The sequence below is a fragment of the Paenibacillus sp. J22R160 genome, assembly GCF_059692135.1.
In genome coordinates this window covers 1-21,681 of sequence record NZ_JCAUAU010000035.1, presented here as the reverse complement: position 1 = coordinate 21,681, position 21,681 = coordinate 1, and the positions used below count along the sequence as shown (strand labels likewise).

12 protein-coding genes, 5 tRNA genes and 1 rRNA gene are annotated in these 21,681 nt (G+C 45.4%); 2 read left to right on the top strand and 16 right to left on the bottom strand.

Going from position 1 to position 21,681, the window contains the following annotated elements; translation table 11 throughout:
• Positions 1–31: 31 nt before the first annotated feature.
• Positions 32–982, top strand: coding sequence for an iron-hydroxamate ABC transporter substrate-binding protein (locus AC58UW_RS32485; protein WP_497424632.1), 951 nt, complete (start codon positions 32–34; stop codon positions 980–982).
• Positions 983–1,145: 163 nt separating this feature from the next.
• Here the strand turns inward: AC58UW_RS32485 and AC58UW_RS32480 are convergent, their stop codons facing one another.
• Together AC58UW_RS32480 and AC58UW_RS32475 are read right to left on the bottom strand one after the other, a co-directional pair.
• Entirely contained in the window at positions 1,146–1,973 is an 828-nt protein-coding gene (locus AC58UW_RS32480) for a sugar phosphate isomerase/epimerase family protein (protein ID WP_497424631.1), read from the bottom strand.
• Positions 1,974–1,989: 16 nt separating this feature from the next.
• A complete protein-coding gene (locus AC58UW_RS32475) occupies positions 1,990–3,186 on the bottom strand; it encodes a Gfo/Idh/MocA family protein (protein WP_497424630.1) in 1,197 nt (398 codons plus the stop codon).
• A gap of 124 nt (positions 3,187–3,310) precedes the next feature.
• Between AC58UW_RS32475 and AC58UW_RS32470 the strand changes: the two genes are divergently transcribed.
• Positions 3,311–4,156, top strand: a complete 846-nt coding sequence (locus AC58UW_RS32470; RefSeq protein ID WP_497424629.1) for an AraC family transcriptional regulator — start codon at positions 3,311–3,313, stop codon at positions 4,154–4,156.
• Positions 4,157–4,176: 20 nt separating this feature from the next.
• Here the strand turns inward: AC58UW_RS32470 and AC58UW_RS32465 are convergent, their stop codons facing one another.
• The 14 genes from AC58UW_RS32465 to rrf all read right to left on the bottom strand — a co-directional run.
• Complete coding sequence (locus tag AC58UW_RS32465; protein WP_497424628.1) at positions 4,177–5,580, bottom strand: MATE family efflux transporter; 1,404 nt, start codon at positions 5,578–5,580, stop codon at positions 4,177–4,179.
• A 154-nt stretch (positions 5,581–5,734) separates the two neighbouring features.
• A complete protein-coding gene (locus AC58UW_RS32460) occupies positions 5,735–9,691 on the bottom strand; it encodes a PA14 domain-containing protein (protein ID WP_497424627.1) in 3,957 nt (1,318 codons plus the stop codon).
• Positions 9,692–10,912: 1,221 nt separating this feature from the next.
• Positions 10,913–13,957 (bottom strand): beta-galactosidase, LacZ type, encoded by a 3,045-nt coding sequence (gene lacZ, locus AC58UW_RS32455; protein ID WP_497424626.1) that lies wholly within the window; start codon positions 13,955–13,957, stop codon positions 10,913–10,915.
• A gap of 61 nt (positions 13,958–14,018) precedes the next feature.
• Positions 14,019–14,843, bottom strand: coding sequence for a carbohydrate ABC transporter permease (locus AC58UW_RS32450; protein WP_497424625.1), 825 nt, complete (start codon positions 14,841–14,843; stop codon positions 14,019–14,021).
• The gene (locus AC58UW_RS32445) at positions 14,843–15,706 is read right to left on the bottom strand and encodes a carbohydrate ABC transporter permease (RefSeq protein WP_497424624.1); all 864 of its coding nucleotides are present in this window, start codon (positions 15,704–15,706) and stop codon (positions 14,843–14,845) included. Before AC58UW_RS32445 ends, AC58UW_RS32450 begins: the two co-directional genes overlap by 1 nt.
• Positions 15,707–15,824: 118 nt before the next feature.
• Positions 15,825–17,138: an ABC transporter substrate-binding protein gene (locus tag AC58UW_RS32440; RefSeq protein WP_497424623.1), complete on the bottom strand. Its 1,314-nt coding sequence runs from the start codon at positions 17,136–17,138 to the stop codon at positions 15,825–15,827.
• 198 nt (positions 17,139–17,336) lie between these two features.
• Positions 17,337–19,103, bottom strand: coding sequence for a cache domain-containing sensor histidine kinase (locus tag AC58UW_RS32435; RefSeq protein ID WP_497424622.1), 1,767 nt, complete (start codon positions 19,101–19,103; stop codon positions 17,337–17,339).
• Between the two features lie 23 nt (positions 19,104–19,126).
• The gene (locus AC58UW_RS32430; RefSeq protein WP_497424621.1) at positions 19,127–20,674 is read right to left on the bottom strand and encodes a response regulator; all 1,548 of its coding nucleotides are present in this window, start codon (positions 20,672–20,674) and stop codon (positions 19,127–19,129) included.
• 303 nt (positions 20,675–20,977) lie between these two features.
• Positions 20,978–21,048, bottom strand: a tRNA-Trp gene (locus AC58UW_RS32425).
• Positions 21,049–21,053: 5 nt separating this feature from the next.
• Positions 21,054–21,129, bottom strand: a tRNA-Phe gene (locus AC58UW_RS32420).
• 9 nt (positions 21,130–21,138) lie between these two features.
• A tRNA-Val gene (locus AC58UW_RS32415) sits at positions 21,139–21,211 on the bottom strand.
• A gap of 152 nt (positions 21,212–21,363) precedes the next feature.
• Positions 21,364–21,439 (bottom strand) — tRNA-Asn (locus tag AC58UW_RS32410).
• Between the two features lie 3 nt (positions 21,440–21,442).
• Positions 21,443–21,519, bottom strand: a tRNA-Ile gene (locus AC58UW_RS32405).
• Between the two features lie 55 nt (positions 21,520–21,574).
• A 5S ribosomal RNA gene (rrf, locus tag AC58UW_RS32400) occupies positions 21,575–21,681 on the bottom strand; the annotation flags it as partial.

Genomic DNA, 21,681 nt, shown 5'->3' with positions numbered 1-21,681 from the left:
GGTTTAGTTCCACATTTAAGGAGACTCCAAGATGAAGAAAAAGTTATTTATTCCTATTATTCTTTCGTTGATGTTCGCTATCTCCGCTTGCGGTAACAAGGCAACGAACAATAGCCCTGCAGCATCCCCGCAAAGCTCGAGTGCGCCAGCCGCTGCCAAAGAGGCTTCTGACACGATCAACTATGCATCCGAGACAGGACCTGTACAAGTTCCAGCGAATCCTAAGCGTATCGTAGCCCTGACAAATGCACCGAACGTGTTATCGCTAGGCGGCACACTGGTCGGAGTAGACGAATGGACGAATAAGAACCCCCTTTTCAAAGAAAAGCTTAAAGGCGTCCCCGTTGTTTCAGAGAATGAGCTTGAGAAAATCATTGAGCAGAAACCGGATCTGATTATCGCCGGCTCCGAATCGAAAAATCTCGAAAAGTTAAAACAAATTGCGCCTACTGTTGTCTATACGTGGGGCAAACTGGACTATCTGGCCCAGCAGCTTGAAATCGGTAAATTACTGAATAAAGAGAAAGATGCGCAAAAGTGGATGGATGATTTCAAGAAACGTTCGGCTGAACTAGGCAAAGAAATCAAAGCCAAAATCGGTGAGCAAGTCACTGTGTCCGTCATCGAAACAGATTCGAAGGACTTCTATGTATTCGGCAATAACTGGGCTCGCGGTACCGAGGTCCTTTACCAAGCAATGGGTCTAAATATGCCTGAAAAAGTCAAAAAGGATGCGCTTGGCCCAGGCTACTATGCGCTTTCACAAGAGGTTATACCGAATTATGCCGGTGACTACCTTGTCCTCAGCAGAAGTACCGCAGCCAATAATTCATTCATGAAAACCGACACATGGAACAACATTCCGGCAGTCAAGAACAAGCACGTCATCGAGATTGATACAGAAGCTTCCACGTATAGCGATCCGACAACCCTCGAATATTTATTGAATATTTTCAAGGAAGGTTTCCTTGGGAAGAAATAAACTTGTAGAAACGCCTTGAATCACGTAACAATCGAACCTCCATTCACGAATATAACTTGCCCCGATATGTAGGATACGTCGTTTATCTAAAAAAAGAGCCAATCCGAATGGATTAAGCTCTTTTTTGTAGCTCTAATTTCTATCACAACTTCTTATTAATGCGTTACTCCCACTGGTAATCCGCTCGTTCAAGCAACTGCTTGAGCGCGCGTACCGCAGTAACTACACGTTTAGGATTACTGGCATGCGGCATATAATGCTGCAGATGCGGCTCAACAGACAGAAATCCGTCATAACCTCTCTCTTTTAAAGTGAGCAGCAGAGTATCAAGCTCTCCGTCTCCCGCTCCGGCAGGAACAAATTGTTTCGGTTCGAACGTTGCATCCTTAATGTGAATGTAATCGGTATAGGCTTTCAGTCTCGGATACGCGTCCTTCATCGGTTTAATATCATTCTTAACAAAGTTGCCAGGGTCGAAGGCCAAACGCAGAGAATCGGATGCGCAATGCTGCAAAATTTCCAAACAACGTTCATCTGTAGTGCCGTACAAATCATTATCATTCTCCAGAATGAGGATGACGTTATTCTGTTCAGCAATTTCCGTCAATTGCTTCATTCGATGCAGCACTTCGTCTCTGCACGTATCCAGGCTCGCATTCTCCGGCGGATGGTAGGAAAATATACGAATATAGGGGGTCCCTAACACGTGAGCTGCCTGAATCGCCTGCTGGATCGATTGCAATTGCGGCCCGAAGTCTTCCGCAACCGGATATTTACCGATTGGTGAAGCAATGGAAGATACCTGAAAACCACGTTGATTCAGCGTTTGCCGGATGGCGGCGAGCTCCTCATCATCCAGCATCAGAACATTTTTACCCCATACATTGCGCAACTCAATATGCGAGATCCCCTCTTGCTGCAGCACATCTAACTGCTCTTCTAGATCCTGCGAAATTTCATCGGCAAAACAAGTGATCTTAGCTTTAAGCATGGCCATCTCTCCTTTATTATTTGCTGCTGCCGAAAGAAGCTGACATATCCTCGTGAGCCGCCGTTGAATTCGCAACGATTTTTTTCACAAAAGTGGATGTTTTGATAAGTTCGTCTAGGTGAGATTGAAAGGCATTGCCGTCAATTGGCACCTGGACAGGGCGCTTCTGGAAGGAAGACAGCATGATGCCATTCGCCAAGGTCAAGGAACCAAGCCCTTCAGGACCTTCGGCAATTAAATCTGTCTTCTTGCCTAGGAGGCGGTCAACTAAGCGGCCAGTTACGATATGATGTCCATTTGGAGCGTCAGCATCCACCTCAACGACCTCCGGCTCGATCTCCCAAATAGCAAATTTTTGTTCGGTCTCTCTCGTGAACGTAAGCATAGATTCTGGATACTTATAGTGAAGCAGCTTACCGTTCTCCAGCACGAGCTTTCCAGTATCCCCCACGATTTCTAGGCGATTCGTTCCCGGGAGTTCAGCTGTTGTCACGATTAAATGCCCGATCATCCCATTCGCATGTTCAAAGTAAGCGGTTACCTCATCCTCAACTTCAATATCATGATATTTGCCAATATGCGCATGACCAGAGATCAACGAAGGCAATCCGAACAACCATTGGTACATATCCAGCGTGTGCGGACATTGATTGGTCAGGATGCCGCCGCCCTCGCCAGCCCATGTCGCACGCCATCCACCACTATTGTAGTAGGACTGGGAGCGAAACCATTTGGTATGAATCCAAGTAGCACGAGTGAGTTGGCCCAGCTCTCCGCTGTCCACGATTTCTTTGAGTTTTGCATAAAAGGGGAGCGTTCTTTCTTGAAACATGATGGCAAACTGGAGTCCAGGATATGTCTCTTTGGAAGTTTCATAAGCATCAATCATGCGCTTAGCATCATTAACATGAACCGCTATCGGTTTCTCGCACATGACATGAATCCCCCGTTGGAAAGCTTCTATTGCAATGGTTGGATGATCATAATGGGGAACCGCGATAATGACGACATCCAGCCCGGACTGATCCAATAAATCTACGGCATTGTAATAAGCTGTAGTCCCATAAGTCTTGGCATTCAAATCGGCTTTTTCTTTATCTACATCACAAACGCCAACAATAGTGACATGCTCCATCGCACTCAAATATTTCAAATGCGTGTTACCAATATTTCCAATTCCGACAAGTCCAAATTTGATTTTCTGCTTACTCATATGTACTTCCCTCCCAAATCTATTGAATATCACACTATCATCCTATATCATTACAATTACCACTTCCTTGATGAAATTGCCTCAAAAGTGGATAAACTTGCTCATATCGTGGGGGGGTAATTTCTTGGTTTCTGACTACTTAGAGCAGTTTGATGAACATGTGAAATTTCGCCATGCCATTCGAACGGCTCCCTTTAATGTTCACTTTCATTTGCATCAAGGCTGTGAGATCTTTTTCTTAATTCGTGGCGATGTGAACTATTTCGTTGACAAAACGGTGTATCCCCTGGAATTCGGTGATCTCATCATTACCAATGAGCATGAAATTCATAAGCCTGCGCTCACGACGGATGACTTATATGAGCGTGTAACGATTGAATTTAATCCGGCTCTAATTGCTCTTTTTCAAACCGACGCTTTGAAACCGCTTCAATGCTTCTACGATCGTCCCGCTGGTGAAAAAAATAAAATCAAGCTCAGCGAACAACAATCCTCCGCTTTGCTTGATTTGTTTACGAAATATAATGAAATCATCAACCATCCATTCCCAGGTGATTCCCTGATTAAACTTGGCTGTTTGATTGAAATTCTTGTTCTGGTGCATCGCTTCTTTTATACCAATCAGGTAAAGGAAAGCGGCATGGATTTGCCGAAAAGATTGAGCCCTATCCTAGCCTATCTCGATCAACATCTTACGGAAGATTTGACGCTCGAACGGCTTGAGAAAATGTTTTTTATTAGCAAATATCATCTAAGCAGGCTTTTCAAAAAACATACGGGCAGTACCATCCATGAATACATCATCTACAAACGGATTGCGCTTGCCAAAAAAATGCTCACAGAAGGTTACAACGTTACCGAAGCCTGCATGGGGTCAGGATTCAATGATTACACGGGCTTCCTGCGCATGTTTAAGAAAAAGGTAGGTGTGCTGCCCAAGTATTACGCTAGCAAACAAGCTCTCAAATGACCAAGTTGAAAGAGGCTCTCTTACTTCCCGCTCGCGGGCTCAACCAAGCGGTGTTTATACCACTTATCCCCATAATACCGCCAGAGGAAAACCGCCCCGCGAACGCCCCATTCCAATTGCATAGCCGCCCAAACCCCGATAACACCGAAACCTAAGGTGATGCCAAACACGTAGCCGAGCACAACCCGAAACAACCACATGGTCAGCATGGAAGAGATCGAGGTGAAACGCGAATCCCCAGCAGCGCGCAGTGCACCAGGCAGCAGAAAACTGATTGACCATAGAGGAACTTGAGCTAACAGATTAACCAGCATAATGAGATACAGATCGTCCATAATTTCTGCCGGAGGGCGGAACAGACCCACAAGCGGATTGAAGAACGGGAGCAAAAGCAGCCCCATCAATAAGAGGGAGCCAGACGACAGCCACAGAAATGATCTCGTAAATTTGCGTGCATCCTCAATATTGCGCCTCCCGATACACTGCCCTACCACCGTGACTAACGCAGTAGACAATGCGATTGCAGGGATTTGCAGCAGCATAGCGATTACCGAACTGATAGCGTTCGTTGCAATCGCATAGGTGCCCAGACTCACAATATAGATTTGGGTTAACATTTTTCCCCCGTTAAAAAATAACTGCTCCGCTGCGAAAGGCACCCCGATGAACATGATTTTCTTAAACATAGAGAAATTCCAGTCGAGCACATCTTTAAGCCGAATTCGCAGGCTGGCATCCATACGAAACAGATAGAATAAGGCGCAACCCGCCGCTAAATACCGGGAAATATTCACGGCCACGCTCAATCCAAGAACACCCATATCCAGATAGTGGACAAATAGGATATTGAGCAGCACGTAGGTGAGGTTCATAATCAAAGACAGCACCAAGGTCACTCTCGTCCTGCCGATCCCTCTTAGCGCTCCGTTGACCGCTTCCTTGATTGCGATCCCCGTGTAAGATACGACGCTTCCCACCAAATAGGTACCGGCATGGGAGAACACCTCCGGCTCCGCCGTTCCGAATAGCACCTTCAGTATTGGATGATAAAACAGCAGGACCAGCAGGCTGATCGCTAACGCAACTAAAGTGACCGCTGATAGCGAGCTTGCCGCCGCTTTGGATACCATCTTTTCGTTACCGCTTCCCTTGTACTGGGCTACCACGACTGTACCACCAGTCGCCAAGGCGACAAATACGTTAACTAAGAAAAGATTGAGCGAATCGACCATGCTTACCGCGCTGATCGCCGCCACGCCCGATGAACTAATCATCGCGGTGTTCACCAAGCTTAAGCCGACAAGGAAGGCCTGGTCGATGAGGATTGGGAGAAACAACGAAATGACCTGACGATAATCGATAGATTCCCCTGAAAGATATTTGTTCAAAAGAGCATGGCCATATGCCTTAAATCGCACCACCATGATAAAGCTTCACTTCCCATCCGAAAATGTCCGCAGTTCATTATAGCAAATTTTTCGATTGAACCATTGCCATTTATTGGATGTGGGCTTAAACAAAAGAAAGTTAGAACAAAAAAAATGGAATCATGCTGTAAAAGCCATGATTCCATTCTTCTTATTGATTCAAAACCTTCTGTGCCATTTGCGCCAGATCTTCGATGTCCACTTTACCATCGCCATTCAAATCTGCTGCTCTAGCAACATTCCAATCCGGACTGCTGCTATTCTTCCCATAATGGGTGGCAAGAATCGCCAAATCACCAATGGAGTATTTATTGTCATGGTTCAAATCGCCGTCCGAGACGTAGCCCTCAATCCGTACCGCAAGCTCGGCGGGTACAGCTTCTGTCTCCATGCCTTTCTCATCTGCCAAGATGGCTTTGAGCACCGAGATGTTACCAGAGGAATTTGGAGAACCCTTCACTTTAAATTGGAGCGTAACAAGCGGTGTTTCATGCTTACTTTGATCATCTCCCCCAATGTTCGCGAGCACCATGCGAACGCTGCCATTGTGATCATCAACATAATGAACGACGGCAATTCCTTCAGCAGCTGAGTCTACTTGCTGCAGCTCGAACAAATCTGCTTGATAATTCAGCGTAACATCTGACCCGTACACCGTGTTTGTTACACTTGATACACCAAGCTTTACAGCAAACGTCGAGCCTTCTTTGACAAGGCTAGCTCCGTCCAATGTCATGCTTGGTTGTACCGCATCTTCCATTTCCGTTACACGAATGTTATCAAATGTTGCATTAGCCTTGTATGTGCGGACCCCGATAGCGCCTTCGGTAAAGGTACTGTCAACCGCGCTAGCTGCAAGCGTGTCGTTAACATAAACGTCAATGTTTGGTCCCTTGGCAACAACCTTTAATCGATAAACCGTATCTACGCTGATCGGAGGGGCAGCTTTATTCGCCAGTTCTGTCCAATTATTATTTAGCTTGCCCAGTTGAACGCGACCAGCGAGTGTAATGCCTGCATAATATCCTTGCAAGTTATCTGTTCCAACGGTCGGGTTATTCACTCGGAATATGACGCCGGCATTAGCCAAATTGGGGCTAGCACTCATGGAGATATCCGTTTCATAAGTGAAGTCTTGAAATTTCGTATCCTTAGCCACAGCTTTATAACCTTCACCGTTAATCACAGTGTACTTACCGCTAGCAGCACTCCATTCACCGCTGTATGTCGTCCAACCTTCTGCATTCAAATCATCAAATGTATCGTTAAAAGGCAGAGGATTGTTAGCTTTGTCGCGGAATTGCTTGACGGCTGCATCTAGAGCAGCAATCGCTGCTTTAATACCGTCCGCGGTGGTTTGATCGTTCTCATATGCAGCTTGTGCGTTCGCAATTGCAGCTGAGAAAATATTCACGACTTGCTGCTTGTACTGTCCTGGTCCATCTCCTACAACAGCGTTATCACGAATTTGCTTCGCTGCTTGAATACTAGTCATGAGATCGGACTTATTGCTAGTGCCTATTAATTCCCTATGTGCTGCGGCAACGCGAGCGAAATCAACCTTTTCCACTTTGCGGTCGTAGCTTAATAATCCATTGATCTCGTATTCGACATCCGAGATTTGGGTGTATACGGCCGCACTAAGTCCAGGCTTATTTTTCAGCATTTTGATCGTATTGATATAACTAATATACTGATCCGTTAACTCTTCCTTCGTGTTCATTGCTAGTCCAGCATATACCGTCAAGGGACTGAACTCATGCCCTGGCACGCGAAGGCCTACACCTCCGTATTCACCAAGCGTTGCTGCCCGATATTCCGAAGGAGTCGGCGACTCGGGCGCCGGATACTTGTGCCAATCGAGGAAATGTCCTGCCTTGGACTCATTTTCACCGCCTCCGGCATCATACCACCCGGTAACACCATTAATGAGGCGAGTCGGGTCTGCCTTCAGCGCATGCGCGATGGCTTCTCTGGTATAATTTCCACCGTTGTCGAATTGGCCCCAACCTTCGTTAAAGACAATATAGACAATAATGGAAGGCGAGTTCTGCAATTGCTTGATCATTTCATCGAATTCTTTATAATATTGCGGCAGAGCCGATACATCTCTGCTCGTTCCGCTTGGCATGTCCTGCCAAACGAGAAGTCCCAATTTATCTGCCCAGTAATACCAACGGGCGGGTTCAATCTTAATATGTTTGCGGATCATGTTCATATCCATCCGCTTCTCAGCTTCAATGTCAAATTTCAAAGCGTCATCTGTTGGCGCTGTATAAAGACCGTCTGGCCAGTATCCTTGATCCAAAGTTCCCATCTGAAAGACGAATTTCCCGTTCAGCATCGGGCGCTGGATACCATCGACTTTCCCCAACTTTACTTCTCTCATACCGAAGTAACTGTCTATATGATCGATGATTGTTTCGCCATCTTTCAACGACACATTTAGATCGTAGAGGAACGGGTCATCGGGTGTCCACCATCGCGCATTCGGTACCGGAAGCAGCAATTCAGCACCGGCATTTCCGCTAATGCGACCGACTTCAACGCCATTTTTCAGAGCCACAGCCTCTACTGTTTTACCTGCTCCATTTACCGCATCAACAGTCAGCTTCAGCCGGCCACTCCAAATATCTGGCACCATGTTCATCCGATCAATGCTAGCGCTATCAACAGGCTCCAGCCAAACCGTTTGCCAAATGCCAGACACCGACGTATACCAAATGCCTCCTGGTTGAACAACTGTTTGTTTCCCTTTGATTTGATCCCCTTGGGTATCCGTATAATCGAGGACATGAACGATCAATTCATTCTCTCCGGCTTTCAATTGGTCCGTTATATCGAAACTGAAGGATGTGTATCCACCTTTATGGCTTCCTACCTTTGCTCCGTTCACATATACGTCCGTTTCGTAATCCACTGCGCCAAAATTCAATTTCACATGCTGGCCATTCCAATTTTGCGGCACCGTGAAATTTCGCTTGTACCACATAAGCTGCTCTTGGCGTTGAATACCTGAAAGCCTGGATTCCACAGCAAACGGTACCGTGATGTGCTCTTTAAGCTTGTGACCTGTCGGAAGCGCATCCCCTTGTTTGGCTGCTTGGAATTCCCATTTTCCATTCAGGTTCAGCCACTGATCACGAACCATTTGCGGTCTTGGATAATCCGGCAACGGATTATTCGCATCGACCTGGCTTGCCCACGGCGTTTCAATCTGATAGGTGGAGTCATTTTTGATTGCAAGATAGAAATCTTTGACCGGCTTGCTGCTTGCAGCATATACAAGGGCGCCACCACCGGTATATCCTATATTTGCCATAGGAGCATCTTGGAAATACATGGGGTACTCAAACTCGATTTGGATCGTTTTCGGATCGCCAGACTTGAGAACTGCCGATTTAATCGGCCAATCCTTTCCTAGCACATTAGCGGAAAGCTGCTCACGCGCGTTACTGCCAAGCTCCGTTAATGCTTCTGCAAATATAAATTCAGTATGCAAACCATCGGGTAAAACCGATCCAGCGACTGGCCCGCTATTCTCAAAATCTACAGGCAACGTGAAGGCTGTCGCAGGTACAATTTGCTTCGGCACACTTGGGCTGCCCCAACGTAAAAACAAGTTGGATCCACCGTCATTCTCGAAATACTCCACTTTAATGTCGTATTTCTCCCCGGCTACCAGTGCTATTGGACTGCTTGTTTGTTCTTTATCCCAGTCAGCGACCCAATGATCAATGACTAATTTGTTATCGATCCACAGTCTGAAACCGTTATCACCCGTCATCCAGAACGTATAATTTTCAGAGAATTCTGGTGTGATCTGTCCTGTCCATCTCACATTCACACGATTGTTCTGTCCGACCAATGTCGTGAATGCTCCTTCCAATGAACTAAAATTAATGTACGGATCGACCACCGTCGTTACCAAGTCTTCAAACCTAAACTCACCCGGTCCGGAGTTCTTGTAATAATCCGCCTTCAAACCATAATTGGTTGCATTGGAATTGGAATCTGCCGCATGGCTTTTGGACAAGCTATACGGAAGAATGAGGCAGATTAGCATAGAAAAGATAAATAGCTGCACAAGCCTTTTGGTCGTTTTCATTTGTACAATTCTCCTCTTTGAAGTACTGGATTCACTGATGATGAAACGAACAGCATCTATTTTCTTATTGAGAATACCTCCTCTCGTTTTCAAATTGGTATTACCCTCAAATCAAAAGTGAGCGCATATCAAGCATATATGTCTCTACATCCATTTGTATTTACAGATATCAGGCATTTCTTGTAATATTATGGCAATCTATTTCGTGTGATAGCTTGCCTACAACATTCTCGCGATTTTAAAAATGCCGCTGCACGAGCGCTCTCTTCCCCTGAGAGAGCCCAATCTGCGCTCTCAGCAGTATCTAGCTACTTTTCATGCGGTGAGGCAGCCTTTTGGGCGCTCTCAGCTGACTTTTTCCGCCGCACGAACGCTCACTTCCCCTGAGAGAGCCTAATCGGCGCTCTCAGCAGTATCTAGCTACTTTTCATGCGGTGAGGCAGCCTTTTGGGCGCTCTCAGCTGACTTTTTCCGCCGCATGAACGCTCACTTCCCCTTGAGAGAGCCTAATCGGCGCTCTCAGCAGTATCTAGCTACTTTTCATGCGGTGAGGCGGCCTTTTGGGCGTTCTCAGCTGACTTTTTCCGCCGCTCGATCGTTCTCTTCCCCTGAGAAAGCCTAATCGGCGCTCTCAGCAGTATCTAGCTACTTTTCATGCGATGAGGCAGCCTTTTGGGCGCTCTCAGCTGACTTTTTCCGCCGCACGAACGCTCACTTCCCCTTGAGAGAGCCTAATCGGCGCTCTCAGCAGTATCTATCTAGCTACTTTTCATGCGGTCAGATACGGTACAAGCTTATCCGAAGTGAACTACAGGACGCTATTTCTTCGAATCGCCTCCTTTTCCGCGCGAGAGGGAACTGTGGTTCGTTATTTGTCCGTTTTCGAAGGGAAAACGGACAAATCGGCAGCAATAGCGTACCGTAGTTCCGCTTAATCTGAAAATGATGCCTCTTCAAAATAAGGGACTGTAGTTCCGTTCCCTGTTCTGCTCTGCTCTGTTCTGCTCTGTTCTGCTCTGCTCTGTTCTGCCCTGCCCTGCCCTGCCCTGCCCTGCCCTGCCCTGCCCTGCCCTGCCCTGCCCTGCCCTGATCTGATCTGCTCAGCTCTGCTCTACCCTCCCTGTCCTGCCCTCTCCTGCACCGCCCTAGCTACAACAAAAAAAAGGCCGTCCCCCGGTTATTTCATAACCAAAGGGACAACCTCTTTTTTAAATTCTATTATTACTTTCCTGCACTAGCAATGACAAACTCAAACGAGATCTCCTGATTAGCTGGAATCTGATATTCCTCATGCACAGGCGCTCCCCAACTGTCATCGCCGCCGACACCCATTTGTTTGCCAGCGACCGTAACAACAGTATAATGAACATCCGGCAGCTCATAAGCATGATCAGCATGCTCAAGCTCAAATGCCGTATATGGCGACAAGTTGCATTCTACAGGAGCAGTTGGATCAGCCTTAATCGTCAGACCGATACCATTCACGTCCGTCACATTCACACGGCGAACACCAGTTCGATTACCCGATTCCTGTGGAACGAGGTAAGGGGTTGGTAATTCATCAACCTGACGGCTGAACATCCCCAAGCGAGCTCCATGGCTGCGATCGCTGTAGTTTTCTTCCGGCCCCATTGCATACCATTCTGACTGGTTATAATCAGCGGACATCTTGAAGGAAACAGCAAGAATCGGGAGATTCGGCAGACCTGCTGCTCCTTTGTAGTGCGTGTGCACGCGAATTGTTCCATCCGCATACACCGTATAGGCAATACGAACGGTTACTTCAGAGCTAATGCTGAATCTGTAATCAAAAGCAACCGTTGCCGAGCTCTTCTCCTGTTTCAGCTCGGTGCTGACACATCTGCGCGCCAGGCTCGAAGCATACCATGCGCCAGCCGTGAACCCCATAGCGGTTCCTTTGTCGTTATCTGTGGTAGCCCGCCAAAATAACGGAGCCGGAGGTAGCGCAATCATCTCCCGACCATGGTATCTAAGCGATACGAGGGATCCTACCTGCTTCGAGAAAATGACGGAGAAACCTTTCCCTGTGACGCCAATATTGACGTCTCCCTCCGCCACTTTGACTTCACCGGAAGGTTGTTCCTTCTGACCACTTGCTTGTATCACGAAAGTGGATTGACCATAAGCCGTCTCAAACCCAGCGTCAGCCCATATCGCAGACTCTCTAAGCACCAAGGAAGCTTGGATGCAGTATTCGCCTGGTTGCCCATTCACATCTGGCAGTTCGATCGGAATGATGCTTTCACTTTGTGCTGCAACGGCAACATCCTTAAACCCATTGCCAACTTCCGTGCCTTCATGATAAAGACGATATTCAAGCACATACTGATCTGTATTCACAAACAAATTTTCGTTAATGACTTTAATATGGCTTCTGTTAGGTTCCAGCTTGATATTCTGATAAAGGAATTTGACTTCCTGCATCTTAGGACTTATTTGACGATCTGCAAAGACAAGGCCATCTCCGCAAAAGCTGTAATCCGTAGGACGGTCCTCGAAATCCCCGCCATATGCCAAAAACTCACGGCCATATCGATCCTTTTTGACAATAGCCTGATCGATATAATCCCAAATAAAGCCGCCTTGATACATCGGATATTTGGTTTCCAGCTCTGTATACTTATGAAGACCTCCGACTGAATTCCCCATAGCGTGCATATATTCGCAGCTGATATACGGTTTGGCCGGTTGGCTGTTGAGATAAGCCTCAATGTCCGCAGGCTTGGCATACATTCGGCTTTCCATGTCGCTAGTGGCGTCATACGCACGATTATGGAATACACCCTCGTAGTGAACAAGTCGACTTGGGTCCGTCTCACGGAAGTAGTCGGCTACATTCAAAATGACTTGGCCGGCATACGACTCGTTGCCGCATGACCAGATGAGAATCGAAGGATGATTCTTATCGCGCTCTACCATAGAAATCGCACGATCAAGTACGATATCCTGCCACTGCATATCGTTGCCTGGAATGTTCCACGAAGGCTCAACAGCCCCCATTTTCTGCCATGAGCCGTGAGTCTCCAAGTTCATTTCGTCGATGACATAGACGCCATATTCGTCACATAACTCGTACCATAAAGTTTGGTTCGGATAATGGGAGGTCCGAACAGCGTTGATGTTGCTCTGTTTTAGCGTTTGAATGTCCCAGAGCATATCCTCTTTCGTAATGGCTCGTCCACTGCGGCAGTTGAATTCATGGCGGTTTACACCTTTGAATACAATCCGTTTGCCATTTAAGCACATCAGCTTGTCTTTCATTTCAAAACGACGGAAGCCTGTCTTCTGCACGATGGCCTCAACCAATTCATCTTTCTCATCGTAAATCGAGATACAAGCAGCATATAAATAAGGATTTTCTGCGCTCCATGGTTGAACGTTTCCTACTGCAAGGTTGAAGGAGAGTTTGCCATTTCGGAATTTCCCTGTTTCTGTAAGAATCGTCTTCCCTTTTGCATCCTTCAACTCAAGCGCAGCAGAAACCGTTTCTGCATGGTCATCTCGGAGCGAGAGATCCATTTCAAGCAATCCTTCCTCATACGCATCATCCAGGTCTGCCTTCACACGAAGATCCCATACATGTACCTTTGGAACCGTATATAAGTATACATCTCGGAAAATACCTGACAACCGCCAGAAATCCTGATCTTCCAGCCAGCTTCCAGTACTTCTCTGATAAACCTCAACCGCCAGCTTATTCTCACCTTCGCGGATATAAGGCGTTAGGTCAAATTCTGCTGGTGTGAAGCTGTCTTCGCTATAACCGACGAACTCCCCGTTAAGCCATATGTAGAAAGCTGATTCAACGCCTTGGAAAGAGATATAAACCGGATTTCCTTTCATCGTGTCAGGTAGTTGAAAATTCTTCACATAGCTGCCCACGGGGTTACGCTCTTGCGAAATTTGTGGAGGACGCAGCGCTTCTACGCCATCCCAAGGATACATCGTGTTGACATACTGCGGATGTCCCCAGCCTTGCATTTGAATATGCCCTGGCACTTGGATGTACTCCCAGCTGCTGCAGTTATAATCCGTTTGAAAGAACGATTGCACACGGCTCGCAGGGTTTGGCGCATAGCTGAACTGCCAGCTCCCGTTCAAGCTATGCCGCATGTCCATAGGTGCGTCTGCTTCAGCAGAAGCCATCGAGCGATAATAGCGGTGGTCAGAATGAGCATCCAACCTGTTTACTCGAAATACACGCACATCTTGCAACCAATCAAGGCTTGGTACCGATTGTTTCATGAATAATGCCTCCTGAGAAATAAACCTGAAATAACATCTATTTTTTGACTGTTATCAGCCCCTATTTTACGGAACCAACCATACCAGCGACAAATTGCTTTTGCATGAGGAAAAACACAAGTGCTGTCGGAATCGTCGATATCACGATAGCGGTCATGATGACCCCGAAATCCGGTGCATAACTAGAACCCAAATTTGAAATCAATAAAGGAATTGTCCGTTTCTCCGGTGTTTGCAAGACAATCAGCGGCCATAAGTAATTGTTCCAACTTGACATGAACGTAATAATAGCTGCAGCTGAGTAGGTCGTTTTCATGGTTGGCATAAAAATTCGGAAAAACAACCCTAACTCCGTTAATCCATCCATGCGTCCTGCTTCCAGAAGCTCTCTCGGAAACATTTTCGAGCTTTGGCGAAAGAAGAAAATAAGAAATGCTGTTGTAAATGTTGGAAGAACAACCGCATTCATCGTGTTAATTCCAATAAGAGGAACACTCCGCGACAAGCCGGAGAACATTTGGTAAAGCGGAACCATCAATGCTGCGAATGGGATCATCATGGAGACTAGCAGCAAGTTGAATACGACATCTTTGGCTTTACTCCGATAAACTTCGAAGGCATATCCCGCGAGCGAAGCAACCAAAAGGGCCAATATCGTAGTGGTTAATGAAATCTTCAGGGAATTCCATAGGGCAGGAAGGAGGTTGATGGAATCAATCAGCTTTTTATAGTTATCGATAAAATGGGATCCTGGTAACATTCTTCCCTGCGTAACATCTACAGAAAGATTCGTAGAACTAATTACCATCCATAGGAACGGAAAAATCGATATGACAGCTACGGCAAAAAGGAAGACATATACAATTGTGCGATTGAGTACTCTCATTATTTATCACCTGCCAATTTGATTTGAAGGACAGATAACACAATGATCATAGCTACAACCGAATAGGAAACTGTCGCCGCATAGCCAAAATCAGGTGTGTACTTGAAGGAAAGATTGTAAATATACTGCGATATGGAGAGGGTTGCATTACCTGGGCCACCCTTCGTAATATTCATGATCTCGTCGAACAATTGCAAGGTCCCGATCGTTGATGTAATCGACGTAAATAGAACAATTGGTTTTAACATTGGGAACGTAATAAAGAAAAACTGTTTGAACGGAGAGGCTCCGTCGATGCGTGCTGCTTCATAAATCGAACTGTCGATATTTTGCAAAGAGGAAAGGAAGAAAATCATATTGTACCCTGTCCAGCGCCATGTGATGGCAATGATAATGGTAATTTTCGCCCAGAAAGGATCGGAAATCCATTGAATAGGTTGTGCAATCAAGTGAATTTTTACTAAAGCTAAGTTGATAAGTCCATCATTGCCAAATAAGTATTTGAATACGACGGAGTATGCAACAAGCGAGGTCACACATGGCAAGAAGATCGCTGTGCGGAAAAATCCTTTGAATCGAAGCTTGCTGTCGTTCAATAAGACAGAGATCATCATCGCCAGAACGATCATAATCGGTACTTGAATGATTAAGTAGAGAAACGTATTCTTTACCGCTGTAAAGAACGTTTTATCGCTAAAAAGCCGCTTATAGTTGCTTATTCCATTGAAATGCAGATTAGCTCCTGCGCCTGTTTTGAATGACAGCAGCAACGCCTGTATCATCGGATAGAAGTAAAATAAACAAATCATCAATACCGCTATTCCGATAAACAGCCAACCTGTCAGCTTTACACGGTTATTCATCGAGTAATTCAATTTATCCAGATCCTTCCTATATTACATTTAAAAATCGAAACGCTGTCCCCCGCTTGCACATACATGCATTTCGGAGGTCAGCGCCCATAAGGTTAATTGGAAAAAATTACTTAATTTGAGACTCCGCTTGAGACTGAGCATCACTTAGCACCTTATTAATATCCGTGCCTTTCAGGTAGTTCTGCATTTCTACTTTCAGAATATCTTCAACCGCATACGTATGCATGCCGTAGTTTACTTTAGGAATTTGATTCGTCCACGTTGCGAAATCAGAAATGACCTTCTGACCTCCGAAGAAATCATCTGCTTTCGAGTAGGCTTCTCCTTGTGCCGCCGGTTTGTAGGTACCGATCACACCAACGTCCGTAAGTAACTTCTGGTACAGATTCACATCGGAACCAAGTGTTTTTGCAAGAAATTCAGTTGCTGCTTCTTTACCAGGATTATTCAATACATACCAGGAGCTGCCTCCAAGGTTAGATGCGTGTACAGAACTCGCTGTGTTTTTCAATTTAGGAAAAGGTATGACTGCCCATTTCCCTGATTGGTCAGCCTGTGACTTAATCGAAGGCGTAATCCAGTTGCCTGTCGGTACACTCGCAACACTGCCGCTGTTAAAACCGGCTAGGAAAGAATTCCAATCTGAAGTGATTTTAACGATATTAGCAGACATCAATTCTTTGTATGTCGCAAAAGCATCTTTAAGCGCTGCATTATCTTTCAGATCCGGTGTAGATCCATCGCTTTTCAGATACCAAGAACCTGCGGATTGGATCATCATACGAATCAACCCGAGGTCATTTGGATCCTGTGTTAACAAATCCTTACCTGTCTTAGCTTTAACCGCTTTACCGATTTCAATCAATTGCTGCCAATTAAGGTCCTTCATATCATCTAATTTATAACCTGCTTGTTGTAAGTAATCTGAACGGACGTACATGCCTGTTACTCCGGAATCAAATGGAACGCCATATTGTTTCCCATTCAAGCTTGTTGGTCCGATTTTGTATTCAGCGAAGTCGGATGCTTTAATGGATGCTGACAGATCTTGAAAAGAATCAGGATACGTTTTCAAGAAGCTTTGAGCACGGTAATCTTCGATCAACACAACATTCGGTAGACCCGTCGTTGTCCCAGAGTTTAAACCTGTGTTCAACTTCTGAATAATATCATCTTGCGCGTATTCAACGATGTTTATTTTCACGTCAGGATGATCTTTCGCATAGGCCTCTTGTGCCAGCTTCATCGCTGCAATGTTGAAGTTCTTATCCCAAGCCCAGACCGTAATTTCTTTCGCAGCACCTTTGTCCGTTGCAGTTGGAGTACCGGTCCCCGTGCCTGTTGTGTCAGGTGCTTTACTTGAGCATGCCGACAGCAGCAAAAAACTAGCCAATAAAATGGTTGAAACTTTCTTATTCATGTGCGCCCCCCGTGTAGTTTAGATTTTTTGAAAATGCTTTCTTTTACAAGAATAGCATCTCGGAAATCCCTTCCGTTAGAAAATAATTTGTCATAATTAGCGAAATTCTTGTGTATTGTATCCGCTATCATAATGACTATATTGGTACTTTATTTATAATTTGTACTTTCTTTAGATTTCTATACATGGGGGGTCTTGCTAAGTTCTCCAGGGAAGGCTAATCGCTATTTTAGTTCCTTGTCCAAGCGTGCTCGTAATGGAAACACCATATTCCTCTCCGTACAGAAGCAGGATGCGATCATGGACATTGCGTATGCCAATTCCTGTAAAAAGCTGTCTAGCACTCGTAGAGGCACGCTGCTCGCTTTTGGTTTCCGTAAGGTCCATGCCATCGCCATTGTCAACGATTTCGCAGTGCAGCGTGTCCCCTTCCTTCGTGATGATGACATAAATATATCCCGAGCTTTTTTTATTAAACGCATGAAAAAACGCATTTTCAATAAAGGGCTGGAGCATTAATTTGGGCACTTGTGACTTCAAACAGTCGGGCGATACGAAATAATCAACTTTGATGCCATTCCCATAGCGCACCTGATTAATGAACACATAATGTTTTAAATTGAGTAGTTCCTGCTCAACAGATATCGTATCTTTCACATTGCTAATCGTATTTTGCAGGAGGGAAATCAGCGCATGTATCGTTTCCGTAGCCTTCTCCTTGCTCCCTTGTTGCACAAGAATGTTAACGGAAGTCAGCGTGTTATATAGAAAATGAGGGTTAATTTGCTGCTGAAGTGCGGCTAACTCTGCATTGCGCTGCTCCTGCTGCGTTTCAACTAACTGGAGAATATAGTCGTTAAGCTCGTCGAGCATATAGTTGTAAGCATTGCTAAGCTCTCTTGTCTCATACGAGCCGGTCACCGCCATGTAATTAAGAAAATTCTTTTTGGTTATGTTCGACATCTTCATAACAAGCGTCCTTAAAGATTGCGTCACTCTACGCGTGATCACATAGACAACAAGCACAGCCGTCAATGCGATGCCAGCGCTTATCATGATTAAGGCCTTCCTATTGAGCATATGGCCAAGTGTCATTTGCTTGTCGATCACATTGACGAGATAGTAATCATACAACGGTAAATAATCTGCCAAAAAGATGACATCATGATGAAACAAAGTCATTTCTTGACTTGTCTTTTGGGATTGGTCCATCTGCTTGGCGCCTGCCAGGAGTTCCTCGGATGTCGTTCCGATCAACTCCTCCCTGTTGCTAGAGACAATCAAGCCATTTTGATTCAAAATCATGACATCATTGCCTTGACTAGTAAAGCTCGCATAGATTTTCTTAAAATCACTTTCTCTAATCATCATATAGAGCGTTCCGTAACCATCTTTGCTTTCTGACGAAAACAACGCTTTCGTTGCAACAACGCGATCTTCATTCGAGCCCCATGTTCCCGCACGCATGAAGCTGTATAGCACACGACCGGGTTGCTTCCATGTTTCTTGCGTAATCGGGCTGCTCTGCAGCTCCTTAGAGGAACCAGACCAGTAGGTAACGTCGCTCACGTAGTTCCTGCCATTCGTACCCAGGACGCTGATGCCAATATTTTTGGCCCCAATCCCGGACTGAATTCGCTTCATCTGCTCACTCATACTGAAGTTCGTTTTGAAATTGGTTAATGAATCGGTATCAGCCTCCGTTAGGAAGCTTCTAATTCCGCCACTTTGCGCAACACTAATTGCAATATTTACATTAGAATAATGAATGGCATCTAATCCTGTTTTGATCTGATTTATAATTTTAGAATTGGTAATACTGAACGTCTGGACAAAAAGCTTCTGCGACATCTGAATCGTGACCCACGAGATTAAAATCGTAACGGAAATAATACTTACGACCATCACAAAAAACATTTTAGTAAACAGACTTTGATCGGTTAACTTTTTTACCCATGCTCCCATTATTGATCGTAGTCCCTTCCTGCTTATTTTTTGCGGTAGTGACTTGGCGATATGCCCATCAGCTTGCGGAACACTTTCGTGAAATAACTATGATCCGAGTATCCGACGAGATTGCTTATCTCTGAAATTGAGAGATTAGGATTTTCGCGCAGCAATGTACATGCTTTGTCTATCCGAATCCGGTTCAAATATTCATTAAAGCCTTCTTTATTATGAACAGTAAAGTAATTGGACAAGTAGGAAGGATTGAAGTGGAAGTGTTTGGCGACCTCAGTTAGTGTCAATGGCTGCGAAAAATGTTTGTCCATATACAGTAAAATTTTCTGAATGCCTGGAGAACCCGTTCGATTATCGCTCACACACGATATGGCCTCATTCAAAAACTTTTCTAACAAAAGGATCACTTCACCAATATGCTCAGCTTCATGAATGGCGCGAAAATACTCGTATTTCCCTTCATCCAAAGAACTAGCCTCATAATGAAAATGCTTTAGCGTAACAATAATATTAAACAGGCTGTGGTCCAAAAAAGATTTAAACTCGAACATGTCGGTATCCAGTCTGCCATTCATAGAGTGAGCATAGGTGCTGAGACGCCCAAAGGCCAGGTCGAACTCTTGATGGTTCAGCTCAGCAGTGAATGCCTCCATGTCAAATGGAACACCCTTCTCTGCCTGTTTCTCCAACTCATGGACAATGAGAAGCCGACGATCCGGTAAAAAGAAACGGTGATCCAACACCTTCAGCATGTCATTGGTATAAATGTCGTTCAGCTCATGGAGATGTTCAAAAATACGGCTGAGCGCCACTATGATGGACATATGACCTTTATCGCTGGCTTGGACCAGCTGCTGGACTATCTGGACGGCGTCCTCATGCGCAGAGTTGTCTAGATTCAGCAGGTAGCGAATATAGCCATCTTGATGTGAAAGACGGCGTGTAATGACGTGTTTATCCCTATTTTGAGTAATCGCTTTGAGGGCCGCTTCTAACCATTCCTCATTTCGGGTCAATGAAACAGTTTTATCCTGAACCACCGTTAGCAAAACAAAGCTAGTATACGGAAATATCGCACTTAATACATTTATGTCATAATCTACGGAATAACCCGATATGAGCTTGTCCAGTATGTAATCGACGGACTGCTTTTTTTCACTATCATTTTTCCATTCTGAGTGTTGAAAAGCAGGAATGCGCTCTGCCGTTTTCTTCAGAACTGCTAACATGGACACAGCATCCAGCTTTGGCTTTAACATATAGTCCGCAACACCGCTCTGAAACGTAGAACGAACATACTCGAATTCTCCAAAGCTGCTGAGCACGACGATTTCGATTTCCGAGTACATGCCCTTTACGATTCTCGTCAATTCTTCGCCATCCATCACCGGCATGACGATATCCGTCAATACAATGTTCGGTTGGAACAAATGGACCATCTCTAACGCCTCTTTGCCGTTGGAGGCTTCACCCACGATTTGAAATCCTTCGCTTTCCCAATCCAAGAGATGTCGGATGCCCTGACGCACCAACATCTCGTCATCAACAATAAGAACCTTGCAATAAACCGTCATAACAGACTCCTTCATCTGGATTTACATCATCTACCACTAGTACGACGTATTTTGTGCGATATCTTGCACGATTATAAATGAAATTATGGGTCTTGACGAGTTCTAAGCGAACAGCTCGCAATGATAGCGATGCTAAAACAATAACAATACCTAACTTTATTGAAAATGAAATATTTAATGATACCAACCTCTATTAAAAATTGAATATTAGAAATGCCATCCTTTATTAATAATTGAATTGCAAAAAGAGCTGCCGTGGCAGCTCCTTGACGTATAACTGAATTGTGATGTCTTCATTTTGAACAGGGGCAGCAGGAATTGAACCCACACCAAAGGTTTTGGAGACCTTTGTTCTACCCTTAAACTATGCCCCTATAAGTGGTGGCTCGGGACGGAATCGAACCGCCGACACGAGGATTTTCAGTCCTCTGCTCTACCGACTGAGCTACCGAGCCTAGATGAAATGGAGGCTGACGGGATCGAACCGCCGACCCTCTGCTTGTAAGGCAGATGCTCTCCCAGCTGAGCTAAGCCTCCATGGGATCAAGAAGAAATAGGTGAAACCTTCACACAAGATGACTCCTATCTATCTAAAGAGACGGTGAAGAATGGAACTAAATCTTCGAGACGCATATAACGTCTACTTGATTTCCTATGGCACATCTTCTACCGCTCGAATATTTCGAAAGTGGCTCCCCGAACAGGACTCGAACCTGTGACAACTCGATTAACAGTCGAGTGCTCTACCAACTGAGCTATCAGGGAATATGGTAGGCCCTAGTGGACTCGAACCACCGACCTCACCCTTATCAGGGGTGCGCTCTAACCAGCTGAGCTAAGGGCCTATAACTATACAAGTCTGCTGTTTAATCCAGCAAAAAAATACCCCATTGGGGTACTGCTTGGCAACGTTCTACTCTCCCAGAACCCTGCGGTTCAAGTACCATCGACGCTGGAGGGCTTAACGGTCGTGTTCGAGATGGGAACGCGTGGGTCCCCTCCGCCAT